Below are 12,631 nucleotides of genomic sequence, written 5' to 3' on the forward strand. Positions count from 1 at the left end.
ACCTGTTCCCATACCGAACACAGTAGTTAAGCCTATACACGCCGAAAGTACTTGGATGGAAACGTCCTGGGAGGTTAGGTAGATGCCAGTTTTGTTTAGCACTCACTTTGGTGAGTGCTTTTTCGTTATTAAGATTGAAATGGGTGAAATGTTTATTAAAAGGGGATGCAAGTTTATTTTTCAACGTTAATATCAACCATATCATCGTCTAGAGAATTATTATTATTTCTACCTATGATGAATACTTCTTTGGTCGAGATTGGATTATCTTCTTCGTTCGTTGTATCTGTGTTAATGAAATCCTCTGTGTAATCTTCATCAGAAGTATCATTAGAAAAGCTAATTGCAGCAGTAATTATAATTATTATTCCTCCGATAAGCAAACTTACTAAAATGAATTTTAATAGATTTTTCATTTGAATTTTCCTCCTTAAATTAAAATTCTATAATTGCATTATTTATAAAATTTTAGTATTAATTATTAATGTAGTCCCAAAGTATAGTAATTTTAATAAAAAATTATGCTTATTTTCGAAATTTTATTTCTAACTTTATCTTAATGTTAATAAAATTTTTATTCATTTCCGTAAAGGTTGTGTATAAATGTTAAATCATGTAGAATGATATAGTTGAGGAAGATTGTTCATTGTATACAAAGGAGTGCTTTAGGTGACTGAAACTTTACAAGAAATTGAGAAAAAAGTATTACAAGGAATTAGATTATCCCGTGAAGATGGAATTGCTTTATATAAATGTAATGATTTAGCTTGGTTGGGCTATTTGGCAGATACAGTGAGAAAACGCATAAGTGGAGATTATGTTTATTATAATGTGAATCGTCATGTGAATTTAACGAATATATGTGCTGCACGTTGCAAGTTTTGTGCATTTGGACGCGATTCAGATAGCAGCGGGGCATATGCCTTAACGAAAAAAGAGGTTCTTGATATGATTGAAAAATCAGCAAAGGATCCTGACTTGCGAAATCTACATATTGTAAGTGGACTCCATCCGGATTGGCCTTTTGAGTATTATGTAGATATTATTCGTTCTATTAAGGAACGGTTTCCTAAATTACATTTGAAAGGTTTTACAGGTGTTGAAATTACTCATTTTGCAAAAATATCTGGTAAATCGATTCGCCAAGTACTGAAAGAGTTAATTGATGCAGGAATTGAAGCAATGCCAGGCGGTGGTGCTGAAATCTTATCTGATAGGGTACGCGATGCATTATGTCCTAAAAAAGCGACGGCAGAGGAATGGATGGAAGTTGCACAGACTGCTCACGAATTAGGAATTAAAACGAATGCAAGTATGTTGTATGGTCATATAGAGACGATTGAAGAAAGAATTGATCATTTAATTAGATTGCGTGATTTGCAAGATAGAACGAATGGGTTTCAAACGTTTATCTGTTTTCCTTTTCACCCAGAGAATACAGAACTAGAGTCAGAAATTTCTCGCACGAATGTTTGGGATGATTTAAAAACAATGGCAATTTCAAGGCTGATGCTTGATAATTTTAAAAATATTAAAGCGTATTGGGTCATGTTAACTTTGCCAATTGCGCAATTGGCGCTTGGATTTGGAGCAAATGATATTGATGGAACAATAAAAGAGGAGCGGATTATGCATGCGGCAGGTGCAAAATCTAGTAAAGCTCTTACACAAGAAAAACTTGTGGAAACAATTAAACAAAGTGGGCGCATTGCAGCCGAGTGTGACTGTAATTTTAATATTATTCGCTTGCTATAAAAGGCTATGGGTTAAGGCCTTTGATTTTGGTTGGATTGTTTTTTATTAGAAGAATAGGCTAGTCATCGAAAAAAAATGATTCTTGCATAAGCAAGAATCATTTTTTTTCATAAGATAAATTAAAAGAGTAATAATATTGAGGTTGACATTTATATATCAATATGATATTAATATATATGAATATATAATCATATGAATGATTATATGAATAATATTGGAGGTGACTTATGACAAGTATATATTTATTAAAAAATTTAGATTGTGCAAATTGCGCTGCTAAAATAGAGGCAAAACTAAATCGTATGCCCGAAATTAAACGTGCCATAATTACATTTGCGACGAAGCAAATGGAGATTGAATTTACGAACGATATAGTAGAGTTAGAGAGAATTCAGAAGATTTGTCAATCGATAGAATCAGATATTCAAGTAACTGATAAAATCACGGGTATAAAAGCAAAGCCAGAAGAAAAGTCGTGGATAAAGCAGCGCGCTTTATGGGAACTTATTTTTGGTGGAAGCATTTTTCTAGTGGCTTTTTTATGGGGAACATTAGAAGAATCTTATAAGATTACTTTATTTATTTTAGCATATGTAATTTTAGGTGGTAAAATTGTTTTAACTGCGGGTAAAAATTTACTTCGTGGGCATGTGTTTGACGAAAATTTTTTAATGAGTATTGCGACTTTAGGTGCTTTTGCTATCCAAGAGTATCCAGAAGCAGTAGGCGTTATGCTATTTTATCGCATTGGTGAGTTTTTTGAAGAATGTGCAGTAGAGAAAAGCAGACGGCAGATTATGCAAGCGGTTGATTTAAGACCAGATGTAGTAACTAGGTTATCCGGTGGAAAAGAGGAAATAATTGAGGCGAATGCAGCGCAGATAGATGATATTCTTTTAGTAAAAGCTGGCGAGCGCATCCCTTTGGATGGAGTTGTTCAGCAAGGCGAAAGTCGTATAGATACGGCACCTGTTACAGGAGAGCCGATCCCAGTAAAAGTAGCTATTGGTGATGAAGTTATATCGGGGTGTATTAATACGTCGGGATTACTTCAAATTAGAGTGAAAAATACGTTGGCAGATTCAATGGTTACACGTATTTTAGATTCTGTAGAGCATGCAGCTGCAAATAAGCCCAAAGTTGATCGTTTTATTACGAAATTTGCAAGAGTTTATACACCAATCGTGGTAATGATTGCAATTTTTACGGCAATCGTTCCTTCTCTTTTTACAGGAAATTGGGAGCATTGGATTTACACTGCGTTGACGTTTTTAGTTATTAGTTGTCCTTGTGCTTTAGTATTAAGTGTTCCATTGACTTTTTTTGCTGGTATTGGTGCGGGAGCCAAACGTGGGATTTTGTTTAAGGGTGGTTCGGTTTTGGAAAGCCTAAAGCGGTGTAAAGCAATTGTGATGGATAAAACGGGCACAATTACGGAAGGAAAGTTTGCTGTACGCGAGATTGCTGTGTCTGGGACTTTCAAGGAAAACGAGGTCTTAGCATTATGTGCATCTTTAGAAGCAGCATCTACGCATCCAATTGGAGTTAGTATTGTCGCTGAAGCAAAGGCAAGAAATTTAACTTTTGAAGAGATTCAAAATGTTGAAGAACTTTCGGGAAAGGGAATCAAAGGGGATACTGTAAAAGGGCAAGTTTTATGTGGAAGCAGAAGCTTTCTAGTGGGAATGCAGATTGATGTGCCTGAATATCAAGGCCAAGGTATTGGTACAGAGGTATTCATTGCTTTAGATAAAAGGGTGATAGGTTGTTTGTTTATTGCAGATAAAATGAAATCGGATGCTATTTACACGATAAAGCAGTTAAAGAAAAAAATGTTACACACCTTTATTTTGACGGGGGATCAGGAAAAGAGTGCCGAAAAGATTGCCAAAGCAGTAGGTGTAGATGGGTATTATGCCAAGTTATTGCCGGAAGAAAAGCTTAATCGTTTAAGTGAATTAAGAGAAAAATATGATAGAGTGATGTTTGTTGGTGATGGAATCAACGATGCACCTGTACTTGCTGGAGCGGATGTAGGAGCCGCGATGGGAAGCGGTGCTGATGCTGCAATTGAGGCGGCGGATATTGTCTTTATGAATTCTAGATTAAGTGGAATCCATCATGCGATTGAAATTGCTCATAAGACCGGAAAAATTGCAAAACAAAATGTTGTATTTGCTTTAGGTGTTAAAATTTTAATTATGATTTTAGGGTTAGCAGGTTTTGCGTCTATGTGGCTGGCAGTGTTTGCAGATAGTGGTGTAGCGATGCTTTGCGTAGTGAATGCCATTCGTATTTTATATGAAAAAGAAGAAAAGTCCGATTTTTAAAATCGGACTTTTTTATTTTAAAATACATTTTGCACCAATGTAGCGTGGCTGCCAATAGGGATCATTTAGCTTATCAATGCGTACGCCTTTACTGGAAGAAGTATGAATAAACTGTCCATTGCCTATATACAGTCCACAGTGTGAGACTCCAGATTCATAGGTCGTAAAGAAAACTAAATCACCCACTTGGAGACTTTTCTTATTGACTTGTTTGCCTATTTTATATTGATCATCTGCTGTTCTTGGTAGGTTTATTTTATGTTCGGCGAAAACATATTGAAGATAGCCAGAACAATCAAAGCCTTTTGGTGTTGTTCCACCAAATTTATAAGGAACGCCGATGTATTGTTTTGCTGTAGAAATTATTGCATTAGCGTTATTTCTTGATCCCTCAATTACTGGATTGGAATCGGGGAGATTAGGTAATGGCGTGACAACGTTTGGAAGCTTATCTATTTTTCTAGTTTTCAACGCCCACTCAATCGCTTTCCAAGTGGAATCATCGACGACTCCATTTGATTTTAGTTTATGATCGCGCTGAAAATTTTTAACAGCGTAATGTGTATCAGCTGCAAATTTTCCACGGGGGTCTTTAATCGAATAGCTAAGAGCAATTAATTTTTGTTGGAGTATTGTTACATCATTGCCTTTAGCGTTTACACGCAGTGTTGGAGCTGCATAAGCGGGGACTGTTACTAATAGAAATAAAAAGGCGAGTAATAAGATGCAATATTGTTTTTTCCTAGCAATAAAATGCAATTTATGCATGCGATTTGTTCACATCCTTTTAACGGTGGGATATATGTTCTAACCCTTCATTCATTAAACTAACAACATGATCATCATCGAGAGAGTACCAGGCCTCTTTACCCTCCTTGCGATATTTAACAAGTCTAGCACTTCGAAGAACACGCAATTGGTGAGAAATTGCAGATTGTCCCATTTCTAACGTTGTCGCGATATCACCTACGCGCATTTCTTGTTGGGTCAACAGATTTAGTAATTTGATTCTAGTTGAATCACCGAGAATTTTAAATGTATCAGCAAGTTGGTTACTAATTTCATCAGGTAGCAGATTTAATTTATCTGAATTCGGTTGTTTATTCATATCAATAGTCATGCAATTCCTCCTATAGATAAATCTATATTATAGTATAAAACAAAAAGATATATTTTGGAAACGATTTATAAAAAATTTGCAAAAAGATTACTTTCTTCAAGAAAAGAATAAATTTTATGTCAAAAGGTATTTAAATTTTATTGTCGAAACATAGGAATGAATAGGTAAATTATAGGTGGTTAAGATCTGTTTTCAAGGGGTTTAAGATAATTTTTAAAAAGCTCCGAATGATTTAGTCTGATTTTCATGAGATAAATCAGCAGAATTCCTTATTGTCAGTAGATATGGGTATTTTTCTATTGAAATTCAGATTTTTCAAGGGTATGATTATGATGGGATTGCTGTGTATAAGTTAGCAGTAAGTTTTTTGATATGGGAGATATTTTATTGCAAAAATTCCTGATAGGTAAAACTAAGAATATTAAGCGTAGTTGAAGGGTGTCATAGATTTGCAGGCCCAAGGATAAAATCAGCTGACAAGCGGAAAGGAGCTAAGAATGGATGTACGAGAATTGTTGTATCGGCGCTTTATCGCCCCGATGGAAAGTAAGAAGAATCTAATCAATCGGATTGGAATGGAATTTGCTTATCCTTTGGTTTGCTTAGGGAATAAGAGCAATAAAATGATTGTGAAATATCTTTTTGAACAATTAATAAAACAGGGATTTATGCCACTTTATTGTGATAAAAAAGAGCTAATCGGTGTGGAAAAGAAATTTACTGCACGAATTTTTTTAGATGCTTCTTATAACTGTTTGTCTATAGCATTAGCGCCAATTGTTGCAATTCATGAAGCGGATCGCACTTTGCAAGAGGTGTTTAAATTATTTCGCACGATTGTTGAAGAACAGGCGTTGTTAATTGACCAAAGTATTCATCCTTTGCATTATTCTTTACCAGCAAATTTTATTGCGGATGATGAATGGATGGCAAAACGTAAATTTATAGAAAAATATTCGCCACAAGATTTTTCTGGTCGTGCAGATTTTTTCGCTTTTATTACCGCAATAAAAACGCATTTGAATTTCATGCCGCAAGAAATTCCTTATGCGTTTACGGTATTGTCCAAGCTGGATTTCGCTGAACTTTTTTTATTTGCAAATTCTCCAATAAAAACGAAACAAGGTTGGTTTCGTTCGGCGAAATATTATTATTATACGCGAAGTGGGCTTGCATTAGCCGGGCTTAGTGGCTCGATGGATCAATCCTTTCGCTCAATACAAGATGTACTTTTGGATTATGCACAGAGAGGCTTGTTTCTTCGTCGGCGCGAAAATTGTCAATTTTTCATCCCCGTAAGATTGGGAGAATATTTTAAAAGGTTAGAGTATGGAGCGATAGAAGAAGACCTTGATTGTTTCTTCAGTTATAAAAATACAGAGCTTGAGCAGATAGGTACGGTTAAAAGGCAAGTCTCTTGCGTACAGCCGTTTAGTCAAACGTTTGTACCAGTTGCTTTTGTTCGTGGAATCGCTGCTAAACTGGGGCAGGCAGATGAATTGGTAAAACGATTTTTACGCGATAATCAAATTACATCAAGCAATAATCAACTCTGTGAAATGGCGGCAAGAGGGGTGTTAATTGGGAGTAGAAATTCTCTATATGAATTCTTGGGTGGCTTATGGCAACTGGCGATTGATAGTGCACGAATGCGTGGTGTAGGGGATGAAGCGTACCTTACTTGTTTTGATGAAAAATTTTCCGCCTTGATGAGCTGGTATGAAAATAAAATTATGGATAAGTGATGAAAAGATAGACGCGGGATAGAGTATTTTCGGGAAATATTTATCCGATGGCTAACGGAGCTATTTTGTGAAATAAATGACTTACAAAAGTCAAAAATTTTCGGTCTCTGCTTATAATATCTCCGTTCTTTTCGTCGGAAGTAAAGATATCGTAAGTCTATGGATTACTTGCTTTTCTTCATAAAGACTTAAGAGCCCTCTTGAATCATCATCGTTTATTTTTATGCAAAAAGCATACAGAAGAAAGACTGTATGCTTTTTGCAAATATCCTTTTGTCTATATTTTTGCAAAAGGATATTTTTATGTATGTTAATCATCGTCATTGTTACCAAATAGAGAGCCGATTCCGCCTAAGATTGCGCCGCCGGTTACGACTTTTGCTGCATTACTGCCAAAGGAGCCATCACCGGCATTTAAGGGTGTAGGTGGCATTGCTGCTTGAATTCTGCCGACTAAACGAGAAAATGGAAGAGATTGCAGCCATACTTTCCCTGGACCTTTTAGGTGGGCAAGAAAAAAACCTTCGCCGCCTAAGAAGGAGGTTTTGATATTTCCAGCACGGATGATATCAAAATTAACGGTAGGTTCAAAAGCAACTAGGCATCCTGTATCCACATGAAGTTCTTCATCTGTTCTTAGTTCTTTTTCGACAAGCGTACCGCCGGCATGGATGAATGCCATGCCATCCCCTTCGAGTTTTTGCATAATAAACCCTTCTCCGCCAAATAATCCCGTCATAATTTTTCTTTGAAAATGTATGCCAATGGAGACCCCTTTAGCCGCACAAAGAAAGCTGTCTTTTTGACAAATAAGTGTGCCGCCTAGCTTTTCTAATGATACTGGAATAATATTCCCAGGATAAGGTGCAGAGAAAGAAACTTTGGCTTTTCCCTTACCTCGATGAGTAAACACAGTGATAAACATACTTTCTCCAGTTAAGACTCTTTTTCCAGCACCGAGTAGCCTACCAAAAAAGCTATCACTTTCTTTTGCTGAACCATCACCGAAAATCGTATCCATTTGGATACAACTGTCCTTGTACATCATTGCACCTGCTTCAGCGACGATGCTTTCGCCAGGATCAAGCTCTACTTCAACGAATTGCATTTCATGGCCGATAATTTTGTAATCTACTTCATCTGCACGTTTCATCATGAAGCCTCCATTCTTTATATATAGGAAATGAATTATTTGTTGTTATATGGTATTATAGCATCATAAAAATAGTTGTGTAAATTAATTGTGAGTTTTGTATTTGTATAGGAGGGAAGACTATGAAGATTGCATTTATTGGTGCAGGAAAAGTGGGTTCTGCAATGGCGATTCTTTTAAGTTTAAAGGGGTATAAAATTTCTTATATTATGAGTCGAAATGTTGATTCAGCTGAAAAATTGGCGCAAAGGGTTAAAAGTACGGCGGCTACGGATTTGAAAAAAGTAATACAAGATACCGATGTTATTTTTATTACTACTCCAGATAGAGTAATCAAAGAAATGGCAAAGAAAATTGCTGAAACGGGACTGAAAGCGAGTCAGCAATACGTATTTCATGTATGTGGATCCCAAAGTAGCGAATCATTGATGGTATTAAAGGAAAATGGATGGGTAACTGGTTCTATGCATCCGTTGCAAGCTTTTGCTGATATAGATATGGCGGTAAATATACTACCGCAAACCTACTTTGCGTTGGATGGAGATGAAAAAGCGGTTGCCCTTGCTGAACGAATTGTAGAATCTATAGGTGGGAAATCTTTTTTTGTGCCAAGTCAATATCGCGCATTATATCATGCCGCAGCATGTATTGCTTCAAATTATACGGTGACGTTAATGCATGTTGCAACGCAATTGTTTGAAAAGTTCGGTATTAAAGAAGAGGCTGCAATTGCGGCACTTATGCCAATTATGAAAGGAACTTTAGCGAATATTGAATCGAAGGGGACGATCAATGCCTTAACAGGTCCGATTGTGCGGGGAGATTCGGTAACGATCGAAGCGCATCTTGCTAAGATGCGTCAATATGCACCAAAAGAAGAGCTAGTTTATAAAGTTCTAGGTAGATACACACAAGAATTTGTGCAAAAAAAGAAATTTTTAGCAAGAAAGATAGAGAATAAAATAGATAATGCTCCTAAATGAGAACAAAGGTGCGTTTATAGTGTACTGCATGCTACTTTAATTCCATTAATTAAAATAAATATGTTGTTTTGATGTAAAATATATACTAAAATACATATATGAAGATATTTTAGAAGAGAGTTGGAGTGTGAGCAGTATGAATTTACGTAACAGAATGTTAGTTTTTATTCTTTTACCAGTGATTGTGTTGACATCTTTTTTGAGTTATTACGCGTATCATACGGCAGAAAATTTATTGAGGTCTGAACTTTTGAGAGGAAATAAATTTACGGCGGAGTCTTATAGCAGGAAAATTAATGAAGTTTTAGTAAAGCAGGAAGCTGTTGCTTCATCTCTAGCAGCGATTATTGCTGGTAAACAACCGAGTAAACAAGAGATAGCTATTTTAATTAATGAAGCAAAAAAATCAAATTCTGAAATTTCAAATATTTTAGTTGCATTTGATACAAATGAGTATGTAGATACGGATGGGTGGAATCCACCAGCAGATTATGATGTAAGGACTAGAGATTGGTATAAAAAGATATTCGCTTCTACAGGAATAACCTATACGGATGTTTATGAATCGGCGAGTAACCATAAACTGATGGCTGATGTAGGATGTCCGATTGTAGTAAATGGGAAAAAGATTGGTGTAATCGCAATAGATGTGCAAGTAGAGGGTATTTTAAATGTAACAAGCTCAATGAAAAATGGTGATATTGGTTATGTATTTGTTTTAGATAACAAAGGTAGTTTTATCAGCCATCCTGTTTATAAGGCAAAGGATCGGCTACAGACGATAGAAAATGGATCTTTGGCGGGATTTTTTGAACAAATACAAAAAGAAAAAAATGTTGAAAGGATTATCCCTGTAGAAGGTAAGGATAGAATGTGTCAAGCTGTTCCCATTGGGCAAACAGGATGGACGTTGGTGACTTCGACTGATTATGATGCGTTGTTTGGTGGCATTAAAGAGATGGCGGTTATTTTAACGATTGCAAGTATTATTGTTATCATACTTTTAGGCGGTCTAATTTTATATATTGTTCGCTATATTGTTGGTGCATTAGATAAAATGATTGCTGCATGTGAAGCTTTAGCGGATGGGGATTTTAGGGAAAAACCTCGCAAAGTAATATTAAAAGATGAGATTGGAAGAGTTGCAGATGCCATTATTTTAACGCGAGATAAATTACGTGAGCTGATGAAAAAAGTAAGTGATTCGGCTGAGCAAGTGGCTGCTGCAAGTGAGGAACTGACTGCAAGTGCATCTCAATCTGCACAAGCATCTAATCAAGTGGCAATTTCAATAACTAACGTGGCACAAGGTGCAGATGAACAAACTACAGCATTAGGAAGAACAAAAGAAGTTGTTATGGGTATGGGGGACCAGCTTCAATCATTAGGAAAAACTGCACAGCGGGTTGCGGAGACAGCAACATCAACGACACAAAAGGCAAGTCATGGTGCACAAGCTGTAAATGAGGCAATTGGGCAAATGAATAGCATTAATCGAAAAATGGAAGAATCCTCTAAGGTCGTGGCAACTCTTGGTGATAGGTCACAAGAGGTTGGACAGATTGTTGATACGATTTCAGGAATTGCAGGACAGACCAATTTGTTGGCTCTAAATGCAGCAATTGAGGCAGCACGTGCAGGTGAACAAGGTCGTGGCTTTGCTGTAGTAGCTGAAGAAGTTCGGAAATTAGCCGAACAATCACAAGAAGCAGCAAAACATATTGCCGATTTGATCTCGCATATTCAGGCAGATACGGAAGATGCTGTTCAAGCAATGCAGGAAGGCAATCAAGAAGTACAACTCGGTAGTAGCGTAGTCAATAAGACTGGTGAAATTTTTGCTGAAATTGAAACGATGATTCAAGAAGTAAATACGCAGGTTGGATTGGCGCATGCAGCGATGATTGATATAGATGCAGCAAGCGCAAACATTACACATTCTATAGAAAGTGTAGATGAAATCAGTAAAAATACGAGTTCGGAAGCGCAGAATGTATCTGCAGCAACAGAAGAACAGGCTGCTTCCATGGAAGAAATGTCAACGGCAAGTATGTCTTTGGCAAATCTCGCACAGGATTTACAAAACGCTGTAAACAAATTTAAGATATAAGATTATTTTGGATAAGAGAAGGCATCCATGCTTAATTTAAGCATGGATGCCTTCTTTATAAATACTTTAATATACTTTTTCTATAGTAAATCCGTTTTTTTCTAAGGCGGATACTACGCGATCGACGTGATCTTGTCCTTGTGTTTCGACGGTTACTTCAAGTTGCACTTTTTTAAAGCTATCAGTAACTTTTGCTTGATTATGATCAAGCTTTATAACGTTGGCATTTGCTTGAGCAAGAATGTCGGCAACTTTTAATAATTGACCTGGTTTATCTGGTAAATTTACAGTAAAGCAGAATACGCGTCCGCGCGCAATTAAGGCTTTATCAATTAAAGCAGAAATTGTTGAGATGTCAATGTTTCCTCCACTTACGATTGGAACAACTTTCTTGTTTTTAAAACTAAGCTTATTCAAAGCAGCTAAAGAGAGGACCCCTGCGCCTTCTGCAATTAATTTATGCTTTTCAATTAAGGAAAGAAGTGCGGACATTATATCAAATTCTGATACGGTAATAACTTCATCTACGTACTTTTGAATGAAAGCAAAAGTCAATTCGCCAGGAGTTTTTACAGCAGTTCCTTCAGCGACGGTATCTACTTCTTTTAATGAGGATACCTTGCCGCGTGAAAGGGAATATTTCATACAAGCTGCCCCTTCAGGCTCAACTCCGATGATCTTTACATGGGGATTGATTGCCTTACTGGCAAGTGCAACACCACTGGCAAAGCCACCACCGCCAATTGGGACAAGGATCACATCTACATCTTTTAATTGATGATAAATTTCGATAGCGGTTGTTCCTTGCCCAAGCAATACTTCAACATCGTTGAATGGGTGGATAAAAACATAGCCGTGTTCTTTTTGCAATTCTAGTGATTTTGCATAAGCATCATCATAGCTATCGCCAGATAGTACGACTTCAGCACCGTAGCTGCGTGTTGCTTCCACTTTAATAATTGGTGTTGTTGCAGGCATTGTAATAACTGCCTTTACACCAAGCTGCTGTGCCGCATAGGCTACGCCTTGCGCATGATTACCAGCGGATGCGGTAATTACTCCTTTTGCTTTTTCTATTTCGGATAATTGACTGATTTTATTGTAAGCACCGCGCAATTTGAAAGAGCCGGTGTTTTGTAAATTCTCGGGTTTAATAAAAACTTCGTTTTCGCAGGCTTTGCTAAAAAAAGGACTATAAATTAGTTCAGTTTTTTTGATTACTCCATCTAGTTGTTTTGCAGCTCGGTAGACATCGGAAATAGATGTATTGGCAACAATTGATTCAAGAGATGTTTGTTCGGTTGACATAATATAAACCTCCCGGATAAAAATAACTCATTCTTGAATAGATTCAAGAACGAGCTTTTAAGCAATGTGCCCAATAAATGTTTTCATCAATTCTAGCACTGATTTATTCTCAATGTCAAGATTTTTA

Annotated in this window: 10 protein-coding genes and 1 rRNA gene; 6 read left to right on the forward strand and 5 right to left on the reverse strand. The window is 36.7% G+C overall.

What is annotated here, in order from left to right; all coding sequences use genetic code 11:
- Positions 1–91: ribosomal RNA gene (gene rrf, locus ACWZFG_RS00005) — 5S ribosomal RNA — on the forward strand; the annotation flags it as partial.
- A gap of 82 nt (positions 92–173) precedes the next feature.
- On the opposite strand, the gene ACWZFG_RS00010 is transcribed toward rrf, so the two are convergent.
- The gene (locus tag ACWZFG_RS00010; RefSeq protein WP_455576861.1) at positions 174–416 is read right to left on the reverse strand and encodes a hypothetical protein; all 243 of its coding nucleotides are present in this window, start codon (positions 414–416) and stop codon (positions 174–176) included.
- 253 nt (positions 417–669) lie between these two features.
- Between ACWZFG_RS00010 and mqnE the strand changes: the two genes are divergently transcribed.
- Both mqnE and ACWZFG_RS00020 read left to right on the forward strand, forming a co-directional pair.
- Entirely contained in the window at positions 670–1,755 is a 1,086-nt protein-coding gene (gene mqnE, locus ACWZFG_RS00015) for an aminofutalosine synthase MqnE (protein ID WP_455576862.1), read from the forward strand.
- A 227-nt stretch (positions 1,756–1,982) separates the two neighbouring features.
- Positions 1,983–4,085, forward strand: coding sequence for a heavy metal translocating P-type ATPase (locus ACWZFG_RS00020; RefSeq protein ID WP_177503425.1), 2,103 nt, complete (start codon positions 1,983–1,985; stop codon positions 4,083–4,085).
- Positions 4,086–4,097: 12 nt separating this feature from the next.
- On the opposite strand, the gene ACWZFG_RS00025 is transcribed toward ACWZFG_RS00020, so the two are convergent.
- Together ACWZFG_RS00025 and ACWZFG_RS00030 are read right to left on the reverse strand one after the other, a co-directional pair.
- Positions 4,098–4,853 carry a C40 family peptidase gene (locus ACWZFG_RS00025; RefSeq protein WP_177503427.1) on the reverse strand — a complete coding sequence of 252 codons (756 nt, stop codon included), beginning with the start codon at positions 4,851–4,853 and terminating at the stop codon, positions 4,098–4,100.
- A gap of 19 nt (positions 4,854–4,872) precedes the next feature.
- The gene (locus ACWZFG_RS00030; protein WP_418627124.1) at positions 4,873–5,193 is read right to left on the reverse strand and encodes an ArsR/SmtB family transcription factor; all 321 of its coding nucleotides are present in this window, start codon (positions 5,191–5,193) and stop codon (positions 4,873–4,875) included.
- Positions 5,194–5,702: 509 nt separating this feature from the next.
- On the opposite strand from ACWZFG_RS00030, the gene ACWZFG_RS00035 reads away from it, so the two are divergent.
- A complete protein-coding gene (locus ACWZFG_RS00035) occupies positions 5,703–6,950 on the forward strand; it encodes a hypothetical protein (RefSeq protein WP_455576863.1) in 1,248 nt (415 codons plus the stop codon).
- Positions 6,951–7,260: 310 nt separating this feature from the next.
- On the opposite strand, the gene ACWZFG_RS00040 is transcribed toward ACWZFG_RS00035, so the two are convergent.
- Positions 7,261–8,103: a TIGR00266 family protein gene (locus ACWZFG_RS00040; protein ID WP_418627122.1), complete on the reverse strand. Its 843-nt coding sequence runs from the start codon at positions 8,101–8,103 to the stop codon at positions 7,261–7,263.
- A gap of 122 nt (positions 8,104–8,225) precedes the next feature.
- Between ACWZFG_RS00040 and ACWZFG_RS00045 the strand changes: the two genes are divergently transcribed.
- Entirely contained in the window at positions 8,226–9,086 is an 861-nt protein-coding gene (locus ACWZFG_RS00045) for a Rossmann-like and DUF2520 domain-containing protein (RefSeq protein ID WP_455576864.1), read from the forward strand.
- 136 nt (positions 9,087–9,222) lie between these two features.
- Positions 9,223–11,196, forward strand: a complete 1,974-nt coding sequence (locus ACWZFG_RS00050; RefSeq protein WP_177503439.1) for a methyl-accepting chemotaxis protein — start codon at positions 9,223–9,225, stop codon at positions 11,194–11,196.
- Between the two features lie 66 nt (positions 11,197–11,262).
- Here ACWZFG_RS00050 and ilvA read toward each other — a convergent pair whose 3' ends face one another.
- A complete protein-coding gene (gene ilvA / locus ACWZFG_RS00055; RefSeq protein WP_177503441.1) occupies positions 11,263–12,504 on the reverse strand; it encodes a threonine ammonia-lyase in 1,242 nt (413 codons plus the stop codon).
- Positions 12,505–12,631: the final 127 nt, after the last annotated feature.

The organism is Anaerosinus sp. (assembly GCF_965318445.1).

Bases quoted from the DNA above. Each gene is read 5' to 3' on its own strand.
- ACWZFG_RS00010 (WP_455576861.1), bottom strand. From the start codon at position 416: ATGAAAAATCTATTAAAATTCATTTTAGTAAGTTTGCTTATCGGAGGA.
- ACWZFG_RS00020 (WP_177503425.1), top strand. From the start codon at position 1,983: ATGACAAGTATATATTTATTAAAAAATTTAGATTGTGCAAATTGCGCT.
- ACWZFG_RS00025 (WP_177503427.1), bottom strand. From the start codon at position 4,853: ATGCATAAATTGCATTTTATTGCTAGGAAAAAACAATATTGCATCTTA.
- ACWZFG_RS00030 (WP_418627124.1), bottom strand. From the start codon at position 5,193: ATGAATAAACAACCGAATTCAGATAAATTAAATCTGCTACCTGATGAA.
- ACWZFG_RS00035 (WP_455576863.1), top strand. From the start codon at position 5,703: ATGGATGTACGAGAATTGTTGTATCGGCGCTTTATCGCCCCGATGGAA.
- ACWZFG_RS00040 (WP_418627122.1), bottom strand. From the start codon at position 8,103: ATGAAACGTGCAGATGAAGTAGATTACAAAATTATCGGCCATGAAATG.
- ACWZFG_RS00045 (WP_455576864.1), top strand. From the start codon at position 8,226: ATGAAGATTGCATTTATTGGTGCAGGAAAAGTGGGTTCTGCAATGGCG.
- ACWZFG_RS00050 (WP_177503439.1), top strand. From the start codon at position 9,223: ATGAATTTACGTAACAGAATGTTAGTTTTTATTCTTTTACCAGTGATT.
- ilvA (WP_177503441.1), bottom strand. From the start codon at position 12,504: ATGTCAACCGAACAAACATCTCTTGAATCAATTGTTGCCAATACATCT.